We start from the raw sequence: 19058 nt of genomic DNA on the forward strand, positions 1-19058 counted from the left end.
CCGAGCCGGCCAGCCGGCATTTCATTTGGAAGACAAGGATGTCTCACTCCGCCGCCGCTAAGCCAGCCACGGCCCGCAAATCCCCTGCCCTTGCCGGCACAGCGCGCGTGCCGGGCGACAAATCTATTTCGCATCGCTCCTTCATGTTCGGCGGCCTCGCCTCCGGCGAGACCCGCATCACCGGCCTGCTCGAAGGCGAGGACGTGATGCGCACGGGCGCCGCCATGAAGGCAATGGGCGCGCATGTCGAAAAGAAGGGCGCCGAATGGGTGATCCGCGGCACCGGCAACGGCGCGCTGCTGCAGCCGGAAGGCCCGCTCGATTTCGGCAATGCCGGCACCGGCTCGCGCCTCACCATGGGGCTGGTCGGCACCTATGACATGGAGACCACCTTCATCGGCGACGCCTCGCTTTCCGGCCGGCCGATGGGCCGCGTGCTCGACCCGCTGCGCCAGATGGGCGTGCAGGTGCTGAAGGCAGCGCCTGGCGACCGCATGCCGATCACGCTGCGTGGCCCAAAACACGCCGCGCCCATCACCTATCGCGTGCCGATGGCGTCCGCGCAGGTGAAGTCGGCGGTGCTGCTTGCCGGCTTGAACACGCCCGGCATCACCACGGTGATCGAACCGGTGATGACGCGCGACCACACCGAAAAGATGCTGAAGGGCTTCGGCGCCAATCTGAGCGTCGAGACCGACGAGCGCGGCGTGCGCCATATCTTCATCGAAGGCCAGGGCAAGCTCACGGGACAGACGATCGCCGTGCCGGGCGACCCGTCCTCGGCCGGCTTCCCGCTGGTGGCCGCGCTCATCGTGCCGGGCTCCGACATCACGATCGAGAACGTGCTGATGAACCCAACCCGCACCGGGCTTTTGCTGACGCTGCAGGAAATGGGCGGCCGGATCGACATCCTCAACCCGCGCAATGCCGGCGGCGAGGACGTGGCGGACCTGCGCGTGCGCTATTCCGAACTGAAAGGCGTCACCGTGCCGCCGGAGCGGGCGCCGTCGATGATCGACGAATATCCGGTGCTGGCGGTTGCCGCGAGCTTCGCCGAGGGCGAGACGCTGATGCGGGGGCTGGAGGAATTGCGGGTCAAGGAATCCGACCGGCTGTCGGCGGTGGCCAATGGGCTGAAGCTCAACGGCGTCGACTGCACGGAAGGAGAGGCTTCGCTCGCCGTGCACGGCAAGCCCGGCGGCAGAGGGCTGGGCGGCCATCCGAACGGCCAGGATACGGCGGTGAAGACGTATCTCGACCACCGCATCGCCATGAGTTTTCTTGTGATGGGACTGGCGACCGAGAAGCCGGTGACAATCGACGACGCGAACATGATCGCGACCAGCTTTCCGGAGTTCATGGGATTGATGAAGGGGCTGGGCGCGGAGATCGAGTGATTGTCGATGGGTTGGGGCCAAACAGAAATGCTGGCGGGACAGCGCTCGCCTTGTTCCTTGCGCCCTCTATTCATGGCGAACAGCCAATGACCCACACCTTCACCATAGCCATCGACGGCCCCGCGGGCGCCGGCAAGGGCACGCTCGCCCGCCGCCTCGCCGACCACTACCGGCTGAACCTGCTCGACACCGGCCTCACCTACCGCGCGGTGGCCCACAAGCTGCTGGAGCTCGGCCTGCCGCTCGACAATGTCTCGGCGGCCGAAACCGCAGCCCGGCAGGTCAACCTGTCGAACCTCGACCGCACCGTGCTCTCCGCGCATGCGGTGGGCGAAGCCGCCTCCAAGGTCGCTGTCATTCCCACGGTGCGGCGCATCCTGGTCGAGAAGCAGCGGGCCTTCGCCAAGGCGCCGCCGGGCGCGGTGCTCGACGGCCGCGACATCGGCACCGTCGTGTGCCCGGACGCCGATATCAAGCTCTACGTCACGGCAAGTGCGGCGGTGCGCGCCAGTCGCCGGCTGGCCGAGATCGAAAGCATGGGCGGCAGCGCCGATTTCGCCACCATCCTTGCCGATATCGAGCGCCGCGACGAGCGCGACATGGGCCGCGCCGACTCGCCGCTGAAGCCGGCGGGAGACGCGCACTTGCTTGATACCAGCGAAATGGCTATAGAAGCCGCGTTTCTGGCGGCGATGGCGATCGTTGACGACGTCCTTGCCAAGAGAAACAAGGCCTGATCAGGTTTTTCGATTGCCGTTGGCGGCGAAAATACCCATATCGGGCACGAACCAGCCTGCCAGCATTCTTCATGCGCCGGACTTGCCGCCTGAACAGCGGCCAAGGGCTCTTCAGCCCGGAACGCCGGCAGGCTCACGCAACGCTAACCCACGGCGCCCGCTCCGCGACAGAAGCGGAGCATTCCAGGAGAAACAATGTCAGCTGCTAATCCGTCTCGCGACGATTTCGCGAGCATGCTCGAAGAATCATTCTCCGCCGGCCATTCCGGCGAGGGTCAGGTTGTCCGGGGCACGATCACCGCGATCGAAAAGGACATGGCCATCATCGATGTCGGCCTCAAGGTCGAAGGCCGCGTGCCGCTGAAGGAATTCGGCGCCAAGGGCAAGGAATCCTCCCTCAAGGTCGGCGACACCGTCGAAGTCTATGTCGAGCGCATCGAGAACGCGCTTGGCGAGGCCATGCTGTCGCGCGAGAAGGCTCGCCGCGAGGAGAGCTGGGTGCGTCTCGAAGAGAAGTTCACCAAGGGTGAGCGCGTCGAAGGCGTCATCTTCAACCAGGTCAAGGGCGGCTTCACCGTCGACCTCGACGGCGCCGTGGCGTTCCTGCCGCGCAGCCAGGTCGATATCCGCCCGATCCGCGACGTCACCCCGCTGATGCACAACCCGCAGCCCTTCGAGATCCTCAAGATGGATCGCCGCCGCGGCAACATCGTGGTGTCGCGCCGCACCGTGCTCGAGGAAAGCCGCGCCGAACAGCGTTCGGAAATCGTGCAGAACCTCGAGGAAGGCCAGGTGGTCGAAGGCGTGGTCAAGAACATCACCGACTACGGTGCGTTCGTCGACCTCGGCGGCATCGACGGCCTGCTGCATGTCACCGACATGGCATGGCGCCGCGTCAACCATCCGACCGAGATCCTCAACATCGGCCAGACGGTCAAGGTGCAGATCATCCGCATCAACCAGGAAACCCACCGCATCTCGCTCGGCATGAAGCAGCTCGAGTCGGATCCGTGGTCGGATATCGGCACCAAGTTCCCGATCGGCAAGAAGATCAAGGGCACCGTCACCAACATCACCGACTACGGCGCGTTCGTCGAGCTGGAGCCGGGCATCGAGGGCCTCATCCACGTTTCGGAAATGTCGTGGACGAAAAAGAACGTGCACCCCGGCAAGATCCTGTCGACGACGCAGGAAGTCGACGTGGTGGTGCTCGAGGTCGATCCGGCCAAGCGCCGCATCTCGCTCGGCCTCAAGCAGACGCTGGAAAACCCGTGGCAGGCTTTCGCCTCGAGCCATCCGGTCGGCAGCCAGGTCGAGGGCGAGGTCAAGAACAAGACCGAGTTCGGCCTGTTCATCGGCCTGGAAGGCGACGTGGACGGCATGGTGCACCTTTCCGACCTCGACTGGACCCGTCCGGGCGAGCAGGTCATCGAAGAGTACAATCGCGGCGACGTGGTCAAGGCGCAGGTGCTCGACGTCGACATCGAGAAGGAGCGCATCTCGCTCGGCATCAAGCAGCTGGCCCGTGACACTGTCGGCGAAGCGGCCAACAGCGGCGAACTGCGCAAGAACGCCGTCGTCACCTGCGAGGTCATCGGCGTGAAGGATGGCGGTCTGGACGTGCGGCTGGTCGACAGCGGCATCGAGACCTTCATCAAGCGTTCGGACCTTTCGCGCGACCGCGACGAGCAGCGCCCCGAGCGCTTCACCGTCGGCCAGAAGGTCGATGCCCGCGTCATCGCCTTCGACAAGAAGACCCGCAAGCTGCAGGTCTCGATCAAGGCGCTGGAAATCGCCGAGGAAAAGGAAGCGGTCGCCCAATACGGCTCGACCGACTCCGGCGCCTCGCTGGGCGATATCCTGGGCGCGGCGCTGAAGAAGCAGGGCAACTAAGCCAGGCTCTTCAACTGACGAACAGCAAAAACCCGCCGGAGCGATCCGGCGGGTTTTTCTTTTGTCGGGATATCGAGTTCAGGCGCGGCCGTACAACGGAACCAGCGTGCCGCTCATGGCCTGGTTGGCGGGCGAGGCGAGATAGGCGATCGCTTCCGCCGCGGCTTCGAGACTGACCCATTTGGCGAAATCGGCATCGGGCATGTCGGCGCGATTGGCAGGCGTGTCGAGCGTCGAGGGCGCCACGGCGTTGACCAGGATGCCCTTGTGCTTCAGTTCCTCAGCCATGGCCACCGTCATCGCCGCGACCGCCGCCTTGCTCGCGGCATAGGCGACCATGCCGGAGCCGCGCCTCGGGTCGAGACCGGCGCGCGCGGTGACATTGACGATGCGGCCGGCCGTATTGGACTCCAGCATCGAGCGCACCGCGGCGCGGCTGCATAGGAAGGCCGTGCGGGCGTTGGTCTCCATCATCTCGGCGAAGGAGGCCGACTCGATCTTTTCCACCGGCGCCATGGTGAAGCCGCCGGCAAGGTGGATCGAGGCCCAGAGCGCGGGCACCTGGTGGTAGAAAGCCTCGACCTTGGCCGAATCCGACAGGTCGACATTATGCGCCAGATGCACGCTGGCATGGGCTGCGTAAGGAAAATGCGGCGGGGCTGCCGCGTGGGCATTGGGCACGTGGCAGATCGCGCCTTGCTCCAGCAATCTGCCGACAACCGCGCCGCCGAGCGCCCCAGTACCGCCCGTCACCACGACATGCCTGCCATTAAGCGTTTCCGTCATCCTTCGACCGCTCCTGTCATTTTTTTGATTATATCTTGGGTTATGCCGCCCCAGGCTCGAACGTCGCGCCTTTCGCGTCGTCACTCAATTGAAATATCGACATGGCAGGCGCAGCGTCTTTGCATGCGTCGGAACTTGGCAGGCGACATCAATCTGCCGGCGCCGGAATGGGCCTACTGGCAGACGCGCGAGTCTTCAGTCGACGGTGATTTCGATGACGCGCGGCTCGCCTGCCGCCCGGGCGCGCCTCAGCGCCTCGGCAAGACCACCGGTCCCGGCCAGCCGCTCGGCCTCGATGCCGTAGGCCTCGGCGAGCTTGCAGAAATCCGGCGGAGCCGGTGAGACGCCGACCGGCTCGACGCCGACATCGAGCATCGAGGTCTCGATCTCGCGATAGCCGCGGTTGTTCCATACGACGAAGATCACGGGCGCTTCGGCGTCGAGCGCGGCGCCGATCTCCGGTAAGGTGAACTGGAAGCCGCCGTCGCCGGTGAGGCACACCACCGGCGCCTCGGGCACCGCAAGTGCCGCGCCGATCGCCGCCGGCGGACCGTAGCCCAGCGCGCCGAAGCCCGTCGCTGCGTTGAACCAGCCGCCCGGACGGTCGTGGTCGTAATAGAGGTTTGCGGCATAGATCGGCTGGGTCGAATCGCCGACGATGATGGCGCCCGGCAGCGCGTCGCGGATCGTTTCCACGGCATGAACTTGCGCCAGATAGTCGGGCTTCAATTCGGCTAGCGCTGCCTTCCGCGCGGCAGCCGAACGAGCCTCGCCATCGCTTGCCGCAGCATGGCCGAGCCCGATCGCCGCAAGCAGAGCCTCGATCCCTTCGGCGCAATCCGCCTGGATGCCGACCGTCACCGGCCGGCGCGCGATTTGGTCGGCGCCGATATCGATACGGATCAGGTTCTTCGGCAGCACGAAGCCGCCGTCGCCATAGCCGTCATAGTCGGTCGGTCCGAACTCCGTGCCGGCGGCAATCACCAGATCGGCGTCCGCCATCAACGCGCGCACTGCCTTCAGACTTGGGCTGGCCGGCACGCAGAGCGGATGGCCATGCAGCAGGCCACGCGCATTGGCGGTCTCGACGACCGGCGCGCCAAGCGTCTCGGCCAGGCGCCGCAGCCCAGCGTCGGCCTTCCTTGCCCCGCCACCGGCGAGGATCAGCGGCCGGCGCGCCGCCTTGATGAGCTTTGCCGCTTCGGCAGTCGCCGCAGGGGCCGGGGCGGGCGGCGCGGCGTTGCTCAGCGCTGCCGCGATATCGTCGGCGGGCTTCACCATGACGTCGGTGGGGATCTCGATATGGACCGGACCCGGACGTGAGGAGGAGAAAACGGCGAAGGCGCGGGCGAGAGCGCCCGGCAGTTGCCCGGCCTCGATGACACGCTCGGAAAACAGCGCGACCTTTTCCATCATGCCGCGCTGATCCGGCAGCTCATGCAGGAAGCCCAACCCCTTGCCCAGCGTATCGGTTGCGTTGACGCCGGAGATCACCAGCATCGGCACCGAATCGGCGCGCGCCTGGCCCATGGCGGTGATGGTGTTGGTCAACCCCGGTCCGGTGATGACGAAGGCGACGCCCGGCCGGCCGCCGGCGCGCGCATAACCATCGGCCATGAAGCCTGCCCCCTGCTCGTGGCGCGGCGTGACGTGGCGGATCCTCGAGCGCGCCAGGCCGCGATAGAGCTCGACCGTATGCACGCCTGGAATGCCGAAGACGGTGTCGACGCCATGCGCTTCGAGCAGGGTGATGAGCGCTTCGCCGATGGTAGTCATCGCATTTCCTTCCTTTTGTTTCTTACGCAATTGCGGACGGAAAGTTACGGCGAAGTGCCGAACCCAACCGCTTCTCATTTTTCCTGGAATTGCTCCAGCGCCGCGAGGCCGAGTTCGGCCTCGACGGCCTTGATGCCGATCGCCGCCAGCTCGCCGGGCGAGAACATCTCGCCGGCCAGGCAGCCTTCGATCCAGAGCCCGTCGATGATCGCGTTGATCGCGATGGCATGGTGGCGCAGCTTGCCTGCATCCGGCTTGCGCCGGTCGGCGGCGAGCACTTCGGCCACGACCGCTTCCACCTCGTTGCGAAAGCCAAGGTAGCCTTCGCGGTGGGCACGGGCGAGCGTCGGATCCGCATTGGCGCGGCCGAGGAAGGTTGCCCAGAGCGAAAACACCCGCTGGTCGATGATCGGCGCATTGAGGTTGGCGGTGACGAAAGCCGCGAGGCGTTGGCGCGGCGAGGCGTCTTCCATGACCAATGCCGCTTTCGCCTGTTCGGTCATGCGGCCGACCAGCGCCGTATAGGCTTCCTGCAGCAATTCTTCCTTGCCGGGGAAATAGTGCCGGATCAGTCCGGCGGTGACGCCGGCGCGCAAGGCGATGGTACGCAAGGTGGCGCCCTGAAGGCCATGTTCCGCCACGCTGTCGAGCGTCGCATCGATCAGATCCTGCCGCCGCCGCTCCTCGCCCTCGCGGCGGAACTTGCGGCGCGCATTCATTGGCGCAGGATCGGCCGCGTCAAGCATGTCGGCCCGCCTTCGCAGGCGATGCAGAGCGCGTCCGCCTCGAATATCTCAACCGTGCAGCCGGCGGCTTCCATCGCGGCCTTGGTCTTGGGAAAACCTGCAACGGCGATGACCTTGTGCGGGCTGGTCGGCAGCACGTTCAGGCTGAGGCCGTTGGAAGCGGCGAACTCTTCGGCGTCGCCTTCGACCAGCCGGATGCCGCGCGCCTTCAGCATCTGATAGAATGGGGCTGGCAGAAGCGGTGAATAGACCAGGGCAAGGTCGTCGGCCAGCGGGCTGATCACCGACATCAGATGCAGGCACGCCTCTTCGCCCTGCCACAGCGGCAGATCGAAGCCGTAGACGGAAACGCCCAGCGGCGTCAGCAGGTTGGAAACCTGCTGGATGCCTTCCTGGTTGGAGCGCACACCGCGCCCGATCGCCAGCGTGCGGGCATCCACCCATACGCAGTCACCGCCTTCGACCTGACCAGGCGCCTCGACCCGGCCGAGGACCGGAATGCCCAGTCGCTTGTAGGTTTCCTCATGCAACGAGGGCTCGCGGGCGCGCAATGGCTTGCCCATGGACAGGATCAGCGCGCCGCGGTCGGTCATCAGCGACGGGTCATGCGTGAACACCGAATCCGAAAGGCCATCGGCCGTGTCCTCGATCCATTCGATTTCGGCGCCGGAAGCCGCCACCAGTTCGGCAAGGAGCGCATGCTGCGCAGCGGCCTTCGCCGGGTTGAATCCCGGGCCATAGTGCCAGGCAGCGCTGTCGGCGTCGCGCATGGCGTTGGCCGCCGACCGCATCAGCACGCGCCGCAGCGGCGCTGCCATGGACTGTGATCCGAAAGCGCTCATCGATGTCCTTTTAAGATGAAAAAAATCGTGAAAATTTCATGAAAGGCTATTTATACACTTGCGCAACAAGGCCGCAAGTGCCGTAATGAGCGGGATTGACGGGCTCGCGCTGTCGGGTCCATGCTGAAGTCTGGAGCGGGCAATACAGCGTATGTTGATTAGCCGGATGGACGTTCGACGACCTGCCTTCGACCATAGAAAGGTCGCCCGGTGAGCGTGGCGGACGCTGCCGCAGTCCAGTCAGGCAAGGCGCAGAATGGCGCCGCCGAAGCCATCCATGTCGAAAACCTGCATAAGAAATTCGGCCAGCTGCACGTGCTGAAGGGCGTTTCGCTGTCGGCGCGCGACGGTGAAGTGGTTGCCATCATCGGCGGCTCCGGCTCCGGCAAGTCGACCCTGCTGCGCTGCATCAACTGCCTGGAGAACCCGACCAGCGGCATCATCCGGGTCAATGGCGAGGAGATCAGGCTCAAGGCCGACAGTCACGGCCATACCGTTCCGGCCGACCGCAGGCAGATCGAGCGTATCCGCTCGAGGCTCGGCATGGTCTTCCAGAATTTCAACCTGTGGAGCCATATGACGCTGATCGAGAACGTCATCGAGGTTCCGGTGCATGTGCTAGGCGTCAAGCGCGACGAAGCGATCGCCCAGGCCGAGAAGCTGCTTGCCCGAGTCGGGCTGGCGGAAAAGCGCGACGTCTATCCGGCCTTCCTGTCCGGCGGCCAGCAGCAGCGGGCCGCGATCGCCCGCGCGCTGGCGATCAATCCGCGCGTCATGCTGTTCGACGAACCGACGTCCGCGCTCGATCCCGAACTGGTCGGCGAGGTGCTGAAAGTCATCGGCGACCTGGCGCGCGAGGGGCGCACCATGGTGCTGGTGACACATGAAATGAAGTTCGCCCGCGAGGTCGCGACGCATGTCGTCTATCTCTACAACGGGCTGGTCGAGGAAGAGGGTCCGCCGGAACAATTGTTCGGCGCGCCCAAATCCGAAAGGCTCAAGCAATTCCTCCGCAATGTCGGCTAGGTGCCGGCATCAAGCGGAGCGAAAAACCGGGAACAACAACAAACTGGGAGTCCTGAAATGAAGACTGTTGTCAAGACATTCGCCGCCGCGCTGCTTCTCGGCGTCGCGGCGATGGGTGGCGTGGCCAAGGCCGAGCAGGTCAAGATCGGCGTCGCCGCCGAACCCTACCCGCCCTTCACCTCGCCCGACGCCTCGGGCAAATGGGTGGGCTGGGAGATCGACTTCGTCGACGCCGTCTGCGCCGAAGAGAAACTCGACTGCGTCATCACGCCGGTTGCCTGGGATGGCATCATCCCGGCGCTGACCACCAAGAAGATCGACGCCATCGTCTCTTCCATGTCGATCACCGACGAGCGCAAGAAGACGATCGACTTCTCGGACAAGTACTACAACACCCCGACCGCGATCATCGGACCGAAGGACCAGAAGTTCGGCTCCACGCCGGACGATCTCAAGGGCAAGGTGATCGGCGTCCAGGTCTCGACCGTGCATGCCGTGTACGCCAAGAAGCATTTCACGGGCGCACAGGAGATCAAGGAATACCAGACCCAGGACGAAGCCAACCAGGATCTGGCCGCCGGCCGTATCGACGCGGTGCAGGCCGACTCGATCGCGCTCGGCGAGTTCCTGAAGTCGGACCAGGGCAAGGCCTGCTGCGACCTGAAGGGCATGGTGGCCCCGGACGATGAGGTGCTTGGACCGGGCGTCGGCGCCGGTATCCGCAAGGAAGACACCGCGCTCAAGGAAAAATTCAACGCCGGCATCAAGGCGATCCGCGCCAACGGCAAATATGACGAGATCTCGAAGAAGTATTTCGATTTCGACATCTATGGCGGCGCTACGCAGTCGAACTGAGTCCTCTTGCAATGAGTGAGGGCATGGCGTCCGCGCCATGCCCGACCTTGCCACGCATGCGCGCCGCCGACCTTGCCCTCGGTGGCTTGCCAGCAATCCGGGGGCGAAGCTGATCGACGTCTTTCTTCCGGCCTCCGCGGCCGGCTTCATGGAACTCCTGTCGCCCGTGGCGCCCGGCTGGGGCGGCACGCTGCTGGTCGGCCTGCTGCATTCGGTCGAGATCGCCATCGGCGCCACCTGCCTCGGCCTCATGATCGGCACCGCCGGCGCCTTCGGCAAGCTCTATGGCGGCCCGGTGACGCGCGATCTGCTCGCGGTCTACACGACCGTCGTGCGCGCCGTGCCGGAACTGGTGTTGATCCTGCTGCTCTATTACGCCGGCACCGACCTCATCAACCAGGTGCTGACGGCGATGGGCTACAGCCGTGTCGACATCAGCGGGCTCGCGGCCGGCATTTTCGTGCTGGGGTTCGTCCAGGGCGCCTATTCGACCGAAGTCATCCGCGGCGCCATCCTCGCCATCCCGCAAGGCCAGATCGAGGCCGCCCGCGCCTACGGCATGTCGCCGGGCCTGATGCTGCGACGCATCACGCTGCCGGCGATGCTGCCCTTCGCCATCCCCGGCTTGGCGAATCTGTGGCTCATCGCCACCAAGGACACCGCGCTGCTTGCCGTCGTCGGTTTCTTCGAACTCACCCTTGCAACGCGCCAGGCGGCCGGCGTGACCAAGGCCTACCTTCTTTTCTACCTTGCGGCCGGCGCGCTCTATCTCGCGCTCTCGCTGTTTTCCAACCTGATCATCGGCCGCGTCGAGGCCTGGTCGCGGCGCGGCATGCCCTCCGTCAGGGAGGCGCGCTGATGTCGGCCGAAGCCTCCGCGATCAACATGGCGGCGCGCGCCTCGATCTGGCTCAAACCGCACCGCATCATGCTGATCCTGATCGCGCTGGCGCTGGTGCTCTGCGCCGCCTTCTTCATGCGCTGGGACTGGCTGCCGCAATATTGGGAAATGGGCCTGATGGGCATATGGCGGGCGCTTTGGATCCTCGCCGTCACCTGCGCGCTGGGCTTTGCGCTGGCCGTGCCGCTCGGGCTCGCCCAGGCAGGCGGACCGATCTGGTTCTCGGCACCGGCGAAGGTCTTCTGCACCATCATCCGGGGAACGCCGCTGCTCCTGCAGCTCTGGCTGCTCTATTACGGCCTCGGCTCGATCTTTCCGCAATATCCGTGGATCCGCGAATCTTGGCTTTGGCCGTATCTCCGGCAGGCCTGGCCGTATGGCGTGGTGGCGCTGACCTTGTCTTTCGCCGGCTATGAGGGCGAAGTGATGCGCGGCGCCTTCGCGGGCGTGCCGCGCGGACAGTTGGAGGCCGCCCGCGCGTTCGGCATGAGCCGCTGGAAAATCTTCCGGCGCATCTGGTTGCCGCAGGCCTTCTACCGGGCGCTGCCAACGCTGACCGGCGAGACCGTGCTGCAGCTGAAGTCGACCCCGCTGGTGGCGACGATCAGCGTCATCGATATCTTCGCCGTCTCCTCCAAGGTGCGCCAGGACACCTACCTGACCTATGAGCCTTTGCTGCTCTTGGCGCTGATCTATATGACGATCACCGGCATCCTGGTCTTCGTCTTCAGTCGGATCGAGGCTCGGATTCCGGTCAAGATCGGGTAAGTGAGTCGTGAATAGTGAGTTGTGAGCAGTGGGCTGCTTGCTGGTTTTCCCCTACTGACTACTCCCTACTTTTCTACTCACTCAGGAGCAGCCCTGATGCAACTCACTCTCGACCAGGCAACAGGCCTATGCCGGATGGCGGCGCTCGGCGCCGGCGCCAACGAAGAAGCGGCGCAGTCATTGACCGCCTCGATCATCGCCGCGGAGGCCGAAGGCCTGTCGGCGGTGGGGCTGTCGCATTTCATCGATTATCTGGAAGCGCTCGAAGCCGGCCGCATCGACGGCAACGCCGATCCGGCGATCACCCGACCAGCGCTCGCCGTCTATCTTTCGGATGCGCGCGGCGGACTTGCCCATACCGGCTTCGACCGCACGATCGATGATCTGGTCAAGGCAGCAAAACTGTTCGGCGTCTCGATCTTCTCGCAGAAGAATTCCTATACATGCGGCGCGCTCGGCTATTTCACCGGGCGGCTCGCCGAGCAGGGGCTGGTTTCCTTCGCCGCCACCAACGGGCCGGCGGTGCTTGCCGGTTCAGGTTCGGTCAAGCCGGTCTATTGCACCAATCCGATGTCCTTTGCATCGCCCGCCGCCGACGGGCCGCCGCTGGTTATCGACCAGTCGTCGAGCGCCACCGCTTTCGTCAACATCCGCAAGGCGGCCGAGGACGGCAAGAACATCCCCGAAGGCTGGGCGCTGGATGCCAGCGGCAACCCGACCACCGATCCGGCGGCGGCGATGAAGGGCGCCATGCTTGCCTTCGGCGGCCAGCGCGGCGCCAACATCGCCTTGATGGTCGAGGTGCTGGCGGCCGGCATTTCGGGCGCCAACTGGTCGCTCGACGCGCCCTGGTTCACCGGCGGGCCGGACAGCCCCGGCACCGGCCTGTTCGTTCTCGCCATCGAACCCAAGCTGCTCGACCCGGAATTCGAGCAGCGCATGAAGGACCAGCTCGACCGGCTGCGGCGGCGCTATGGCGTGCATATCCCCGGCCGCTCCCGCGCCGAAGCCGCGGAGAAGGCAAAGGCGCGCGGCATCACCACGTCCAGGGCGGTCGTGCAGCGCATTTCCGAATTCGCCGAGCGTTACTCGGCCTGATTTTCCTCTCCGCGAGTGAACCTTTTCTCGCCCTGCAACGACCAATCTCCGGGCATCCCACGCCGCGAGCCGTCCGGTTGGCTTCGTTTGGCTCGCGGTTGGCGGCGCCGCGCCGAGCGTTTAGGGCGGGGCGTGCGTGCTTGCTTCGCGCCACCTTGATACCGTCTCAGGTCTGGCCGCCTCGTTGGACCCTGTTTCGGCGCGGACGCTGCCCGGAAAACCCCGCTTCGGCGGGGTTTTCCGTTTTCTCCAAATGCGGCGGGGCAGGCATTCCGGGCAAGTTCAAAAACAAGCCGACGGCGACTTCCGGTCGCTCTTTGCCTTTGGCGAGAAACGGATTAAGAAACGGCTTCAGCCAAGCATTTGCGCGCGGAGCCACTCATGACCGAAATCCTGCAGACCCCCAAGCTCGTCGTCGTCTTCGGCGGCTCGGGCTTCGTCGGTCGCCATGTCGTGCGGGCGCTGGCCAAGCGCGGCTACCGCATCCGGGTCGCCTGCCGGCGGCCCGACCTTGCCGGCCATGTGCAGCCGCTCGGCAATGTCGGCCAGATCCAGCCGGTGCAGGCCAATGTGCGCGTGCGCTGGTCGGTAGACCGCGCCGTGCAGGGCGCCGACCATGTCGTCAACCTCGTCGCCATTCTGCATGAGACCGGCCGCCAGAAATTCGGCGCCGTGCACGATTTCGGGGCGCGCGCCGTCGCCGAAGCCGCGCGCTCGGTCGGTGCCGGCCTCACCCACATCTCGGCGCTCGGCGCCGATCTCAAGTCGCCGTCCGACTATGCCCGCACCAAGGCGCTCGGCGAAAAAGCCGTGTTCGACACGATCGGCGATGCCGTCATCTTCCGGCCGTCGATCAATTTCGGGCCGGAGGACGGTTTCTTCAACCGCTTCGCCAACATGGCGCGTTATTCGCCCGTGCTGCCGCTGATCGGCGGCGGGCAGACCAAGTTCCAGCCGGTCTATGTCGGCGACGTCGCCGAAGCGGTGGCGCGTTCGGTCGACGGCAAGATCGAGGGCGGCCAGATCTACGAGCTCGGCGGGCCGCAGGTGCTGACCTTCAAGCAATGCATGGAAGAGCTGCTGATGGTCGTCGAACGCCGCCGCCTCCTGGTGCCGGTGCCGTTCTGGGTGGCGAACATCCAGGCCTCGATCCTGCAGCTGCTGCCCAATCCGCTCTTGACCAAGGACCAGGTCATGCAGTTGCGCGAGCACAACGTCGTTTCGGACGACGCCGCCAAGGCCGCCAGGACCCTGACCGGCCTCGGCATCCAGCCGCAGGCGATCGCCACGATCCTGCCCAGCTATCTCTGGCGCTTCCGCGCGGCCGGCCAGTTCCAGCAGCGCCGGCCTATCGCCGATCGCTGACAAAAGCTCAGGCGCGGCGGGAGACCTGCATCGGCAGGCCGCCCTGCGGTTGCGTGGTGAGCTTCTGCACCGGCCATGGCCGGGTCTCAGGAGTCACGTCGAACCGGAAGCGCGACAGCAGGATCGCCAGGGCGATGATCGCCTCCTGCATGGCGAAGCTGGCACCGATGCAGACGCGCGGCCCGGCGCCGAACGGCAGGTACTGGAACCGGTCGATCCGGTCGCGGTTTTCCGGATGGAAGCGCTCCGGCAGGAAGGCGTTCGGCCTGTCCCAGAGCTTGCGGTGGCGATGCACGACCCACGGCATCACCAGCACGGCGGCGTATTTCGGAATGTACAACCCGTTCCAGGTCTCCGGCTCGATCGGCTCGCGGTTGATCGAGGGTGCCGGCGGGTAGAGCCGCAGCGCCTCCTCGAAAACGGCGCGGGTGAGCGGCATGGCATCCAGCCATTTGGTCGGATCGGGCTCGCGCGCCAGCACGGCGTCGATCTCCCGCTCGACCTTGTCGCGTTCCCAGGGCGCCCCGGCGAGGCAATAGATCGTCCAGCCCAGCGCCCGCGCGGTCGTCTCGTGGCCGGCGCCGATGAAGGTGATGATGTTGTCCTCGACTTCGGCGCGCGTCAGTCCGTCCGGCCCCTCGGCGCGCAGCAGAAGCGTGAGGAAATCCTGAGGCACGCCGTCGGGATCGCGCTTCATCCGCTCTTCGCGCATCCTCACCGTGCCGGCGACGATGTTGCGGAAATAGGCCATGGTCTTGCGGCCGCGGATGCGGGTGAGACGCGGCAGCCATTCCGGCGCGCGCAACAGGTCGAGCGGATCGACGCGGCCCATCGTCTCGAACAGGCGATCGATCTCCTTGGCGAAGCTGCCGGGCTCGCCGGCGATCTCGCCGGAAAACAGCGTCTCGGCCAGAATGTCATAGGTGAGCAGCGTCATGTCATGGGCGACATCGGTCTCACCGCCGGCCTCGTAGCGGGTGGCGAATTCCAGCGTGCGTCTCAGCATCGGCTCGGCGAAGCCGAAGATGTGGCGCGGCGTGAACACCGGCGCCATCGCCTTGCGCGAGCGCTTCCAGACCTCGCCCTCGGCGGTCAGCAGTCCGTCGCGCAGGATCGGCCGCAGCACCAGTTGGCGCACGGTCGCCATCTTGTAGTTCCTGGCGTTGTCGACCAGCACATGGCGGATAAGGCCCGGATCATTGGCGACCACCAGCGGCCCGCCGACGCCGGTGACCGAAATCCAGGGCTCGTTGTAGGTGTGCTCGCCCCATAATTCGAGCGGGTTGCGGTAGATGATACGCATCATCTCCAGCGTCGAAGGCGGCTTTGTGCGCGGCGTCGGCGCCGGCGGCACGAAGGGGGCGGGCTTGGTGTCCATGAAGCGTGCTCCGCTGACAGCGCCGAATGTAGTGTCCGACGAAGCGGACGTCCATGTGACCGAGCGGCCCGGCGCCTCGCCGGAATGTGAACGACGTCCGCCGATGCCTGCTTGTTGCGGGTGGAGGCTTGCTTTAGTCACCAACGGATACCGTCAAGCAAGGAGCCCCAAGTGAAGCAACGCCTGGACATCATCATCGGCAGCACGCGGCCGGGACGCGCCGGCCCGATCTTCGGCGAATGGCTGGAGGGCTTCGCCCGCGAGCATGGCAAGTTCGAGCCGGTGCTGACCGACATCGCGGCGTTCAACCTGCCGATGCTCGACGAGCCGCACCATCCGCGCCTGCGCAAATACGAGAACGACCACACCAAGGCCTGGTCGAAGGCGATCGATGCCGCCGATGCCTTCGTGTTCGTCGCGCCGGAGTATAACTACTTCGTGGCGCCCGCGATCGTGAACGCCATCGACTACCTGGTCCATGAATGGCGCTACAAGCCGGCAGCGATCTTCAGCTATGGCGGCGTGTCAGGCGGCCTGCGCGCGGCGCAGGCCTTGAAGCCGTTGCTCACCTCCGTCGGCGTCATGCCGATCCCGGAGGGCGTGGCGCTGCCCGCCTATGCGACGCTGCTCGACCAGAACCGAGCATTTCATCCGAGCGAACAGGTGCAGGGAGGCGCCAGGACGATGCTGGACGAACTGTCCCGATGGAGCGAGGCGCTGAAGACGTTGCGTGCCGCCGGATAGGCGCGAGGCTCCCCGCGAAGACACTTGCGAGGCCGCGCTTCGGCACGGCTTTCACTGTCGGACGCCCCAATGCGCTCGCCAGCATCTCGCGCGGACGTGACGGGGTCGCTCGCCAAGCCGGCAAAATGGCCGCAAACCTTGGAAAAGCAACCGTTTGCGCCTATATCTAGGACATCAAAACGGCGCGATTCGGGGCCATTTTTCCGCGCTGTACCAGCGGCATCAATCAGACAGGTTTTCATGAGCGACCAGACCGAAAGCGCCAATGGCGCGGAAGCCGAGTACGGCGCCGATTCCATCAAGGTTTTGAAGGGGTTGGATGCCGTGCGCAAGCGGCCGGGCATGTATATCGGCGACACCGATGACGGCTCGGGCCTGCATCACATGGTCTATGAGGTGGTGGACAACGCCATCGACGAGGCGCTGGCCGGCCACGCCGACCTCGTCTCCGTGACGCTCAACCCCGACGGTTCCGTCACCGTGATCGACAATGGCCGCGGCATTCCGACCGATATCCACCCCTCGGAGGGCGTTTCGGCGGCCGAAGTGATCATGACGCAGCTGCATGCCGGCGGCAAATTCGACCAGAACTCCTACAAGGTCTCGGGCGGCCTGCACGGCGTCGGCGTCTCGGTGGTCAATGCGCTTTCGGCATGGCTGAAGATCAAGGTCCGCCGCAACGGCGAGATCTTCGAGATGAGCTTCACGCACGGCAATGCCGACGCACCGCTGAAGGTGACCGGAAGCTACGAGCAGGACAAGCGCCCGGGCACCTATGAGGGCCGCAGCGGCAGCGAAATCACGTTCTTCCCGTCGGCCGAGACCTTCACCATGGTCGAGTTCGACTACAGCACGCTGGAGCATCGACTGCGCGAGCTTGCCTTCCTCAATTCCGGCGTGCGCATCGTGCTGACCGACGCCCGCCATGCCGACATCGTGCGCCATGAGCTGCATTACGACGGCGGCCTGGAGGAGTTCGTCAAATATCTCGACCGGGTGAAGAAGCCGCTGATCGAGACGCCGATCGCCATCCGCGCCGAGCGCGACGGCATCACCGTCGAAGTCGCGATGTGGTGGAACGACAGCTACCACGAGAATGTGCTGGCCTTCACCAACAACATCCCGCAGCGAGACGGCGGCACGCATCTGGCGGGCTTTCGCGCGGCGCTGACCAGACAGGTCACCGGCTACGGCGAATCGTCCGGCCAGACCAAGAAGGAAAAGGTATCGCTGACCGGCGACGATTGCCGCGAAGGTCTGACCGCGGTCCTCTCGGTCAAGGTGCCGGACCCGAAATTCTCCTCGCAGACGAAGGACAAGCTGGTCTCGTCCGAGGTGCGCCCGGTGGTGGAAAGCCTGGTCAACGAGGCGCTCGGCACCTGGCTGGAAGAACATCCCGCCGAAGGCAAGGTCGTGGTCGAGAAAGTGATCCAGGCGGCCGCGGCGCGCGAGGCCGCGCGCAAGGCGCGCGACATCACGCGCAAGAGCTCGCTCGGCGTCACCTCGCTGCCCGGCAAGCTTGCCGACTGCCAGGAGCGCGACCCGGCCAAGTCCGAAATCTTCATCGTCGAGGGTGACTCGGCCGGCGGCTCGGCCAAGGGCGGGCGCTCGCGCCAGAACCAGGCGATCCTGCCGCTGCGCGGCAAGATCCTGAATGTCGAGCGCGCGCGCTTCGACCGCATGCTCTCCTCCGACATGATCGGCACGCTGATCACCGCGCTCGGCACCTCGATCGGCAAGGACGAGTTCAACGCCGACAAGCTGCGCTACCACAAGATCATCCTGATGACCGACGCCGACGTCGACGGCGCCCACATCCGCACGCTGCTGCTCACCTTCTTCTTCCGGCAGATGCCGGAGCTGATCGAGCGCGGCCATCTCTACATCGCCCAGCCGCCGCTCTACAAAGTGACCCGGGGCAAGAGCTCGCAATACCTCAAGGACGAAAACGCCTATGAGGAATATCTGATCGAGTCCGGGCTGGACGAGGCTTCGCTGACGCTCGCCTCCGGCGAGGTGCGGACAGGCCAGGATCTGCGCAGCGCCATCGACGACGCAATTGCCGTGCGCCAGCTGATCAACGGGCTGCACACGCGCTACAACCGCAGCGTCGTCGAGCAGGCGGCGATCGCCGGCGCGCTCAACGCCGATGTGCTTGCCGATCTCGGCCGCGCCAATGCGATGGCCGAGCGCGTCGCCGGGCGGCTCGATATGATCGCCGAAGAGACCGAGCGCGGCTGGACCGGGCGCCCGTCGGCCTCCAATGACGGCTCCGGCGGCTATGTGTTCGAGCGCACCGTGCGCGGCGTGAAGGACGTGGCGCAGCTCGATGCCGGGCTGATCGCTTCGGCCGATGCGCGCCAGCTCGACCGCTATGCCTCGCGCCTGGCGGAAGTCTATGGCGAGCAGCCGACCTTGCGCCGCAAGGAAAGCTCCGAGCTGCTTTCGGGACCACTGGCGCTGCTCAACGCAGTGTTCGCTACCGGCCGCAAGGGGCTGACCATGCAGCGCTACAAGGGCCTTGGCGAGATGAATGCCGAGCAGCTCTGGGAAACGACGCTCGATCCGAATGTGCGTTCGCTGCTGCAGGTCAAGGTCAATGACGCGACCGACGCCGACTCGCTGTTCTCGCGGCTGATGGGCGACGAGGTGGAGCCGCGCCGCGAATTCATCCAGGACAATGCGCTGTCGGTGGCCAATCTGGATATTTGAGACCGTAGCGATGCTCTAAAGAAGCTTGCCAAAGC

General features: G+C 65.4%; 16 protein-coding genes. 11 read left to right on the top strand and 5 right to left on the bottom strand.

The genetic code is table 11. The features are described 5' to 3' along the window. Positions 1-38 precede the first annotated feature (38 nt). From aroA to rpsA, 3 genes are all read left to right on the top strand, one after another. The gene (aroA, locus tag FJ430_RS01545; protein ID WP_140702313.1) at positions 39-1397 is read left to right on the top strand and encodes a 3-phosphoshikimate 1-carboxyvinyltransferase; all 1359 of its coding nucleotides are present in this window, start codon (positions 39-41) and stop codon (positions 1395-1397) included. Positions 1398-1483: 86 nt separating this feature from the next. After that, the gene (cmk, locus tag FJ430_RS01550) at positions 1484-2134 is read left to right on the top strand and encodes a (d)CMP kinase (RefSeq protein WP_140702311.1); all 651 of its coding nucleotides are present in this window, start codon (positions 1484-1486) and stop codon (positions 2132-2134) included. Positions 2135-2329: 195 nt separating this feature from the next. After that, positions 2330-4027: a 30S ribosomal protein S1 gene (rpsA, locus tag FJ430_RS01555; protein WP_140702308.1), complete on the top strand. Its 1698-nt coding sequence runs from the start codon at positions 2330-2332 to the stop codon at positions 4025-4027. A 78-nt stretch (positions 4028-4105) separates the two neighbouring features. Here rpsA and FJ430_RS01560 read toward each other — a convergent pair whose 3' ends face one another. The 4 genes from FJ430_RS01560 to FJ430_RS01575 all read right to left on the bottom strand — a co-directional run bounded on the left by FJ430_RS01560 (position 4106) and on the right by FJ430_RS01575 (position 8177). Continuing rightward, positions 4106-4813, bottom strand: coding sequence for an SDR family NAD(P)-dependent oxidoreductase (locus tag FJ430_RS01560; RefSeq protein WP_140644737.1), 708 nt, complete (start codon positions 4811-4813; stop codon positions 4106-4108). A gap of 195 nt (positions 4814-5008) precedes the next feature. Continuing rightward, complete coding sequence (locus FJ430_RS01565) at positions 5009-6589, bottom strand: 5-guanidino-2-oxopentanoate decarboxylase (protein ID WP_140650597.1); 1581 nt, start codon at positions 6587-6589, stop codon at positions 5009-5011. Positions 6590-6663: 74 nt separating this feature from the next. Further along, positions 6664-7335, bottom strand: a complete 672-nt coding sequence (locus tag FJ430_RS01570; protein ID WP_140650600.1) for a TetR family transcriptional regulator C-terminal domain-containing protein — start codon at positions 7333-7335, stop codon at positions 6664-6666. Next, complete coding sequence (locus FJ430_RS01575; RefSeq protein ID WP_140702305.1) at positions 7305-8177, bottom strand: dimethylarginine dimethylaminohydrolase family protein; 873 nt, start codon at positions 8175-8177, stop codon at positions 7305-7307. The genes FJ430_RS01570 and FJ430_RS01575 overlap by 31 nt, the downstream gene beginning before the upstream one ends. Positions 8178-8387: 210 nt before the next feature. On the opposite strand from FJ430_RS01575, the gene FJ430_RS01580 reads away from it, so the two are divergent. The 6 genes from FJ430_RS01580 (at position 8388) to FJ430_RS01605 (ending at position 14189) form a co-directional block, all read left to right on the top strand. Beyond that, a complete protein-coding gene (locus FJ430_RS01580; protein ID WP_140644733.1) occupies positions 8388-9203 on the top strand; it encodes an ABC transporter ATP-binding protein in 816 nt (271 codons plus the stop codon). A gap of 57 nt (positions 9204-9260) precedes the next feature. Then, positions 9261-10058, top strand: a complete 798-nt coding sequence (locus FJ430_RS01585; RefSeq protein ID WP_140650605.1) for a transporter substrate-binding domain-containing protein — start codon at positions 9261-9263, stop codon at positions 10056-10058. Between the two features lie 148 nt (positions 10059-10206). After that, a complete protein-coding gene (locus FJ430_RS01590; protein ID WP_181175221.1) occupies positions 10207-10917 on the top strand; it encodes an ABC transporter permease in 711 nt (236 codons plus the stop codon). Continuing rightward, a complete protein-coding gene (locus tag FJ430_RS01595) occupies positions 10917-11726 on the top strand; it encodes an ABC transporter permease (RefSeq protein WP_140702302.1) in 810 nt (269 codons plus the stop codon). The genes FJ430_RS01590 and FJ430_RS01595 overlap by 1 nt, the downstream gene beginning before the upstream one ends. Positions 11727-11822: 96 nt before the next feature. Further along, positions 11823-12824: an Ldh family oxidoreductase gene (locus FJ430_RS01600; RefSeq protein WP_181175212.1), complete on the top strand. Its 1002-nt coding sequence runs from the start codon at positions 11823-11825 to the stop codon at positions 12822-12824. Between the two features lie 381 nt (positions 12825-13205). After that, a complete protein-coding gene (locus FJ430_RS01605) occupies positions 13206-14189 on the top strand; it encodes a complex I NDUFA9 subunit family protein (RefSeq protein ID WP_140702299.1) in 984 nt (327 codons plus the stop codon). 7 nt (positions 14190-14196) lie between these two features. Here the strand turns inward: FJ430_RS01605 and FJ430_RS01610 are convergent, their stop codons facing one another. After that, positions 14197-15567: a cytochrome P450 gene (locus FJ430_RS01610; protein ID WP_140702297.1), complete on the bottom strand. Its 1371-nt coding sequence runs from the start codon at positions 15565-15567 to the stop codon at positions 14197-14199. A 171-nt stretch (positions 15568-15738) separates the two neighbouring features. On the opposite strand from FJ430_RS01610, the gene FJ430_RS01615 reads away from it, so the two are divergent. Then, complete coding sequence (locus tag FJ430_RS01615; protein ID WP_140702294.1) at positions 15739-16311, top strand: NADPH-dependent FMN reductase; 573 nt, start codon at positions 15739-15741, stop codon at positions 16309-16311. Between the two features lie 240 nt (positions 16312-16551). After that, positions 16552-19023, top strand: coding sequence for a DNA topoisomerase (ATP-hydrolyzing) subunit B (gyrB, locus tag FJ430_RS01620; protein WP_140702292.1), 2472 nt, complete (start codon positions 16552-16554; stop codon positions 19021-19023). Positions 19024-19058 lie beyond the last annotated feature (35 nt).

The organism is Mesorhizobium sp. B2-8-5 (assembly GCF_006440675.2).
Lineage (GTDB): Bacteria > Pseudomonadota > Alphaproteobacteria > Rhizobiales > Rhizobiaceae > Mesorhizobium.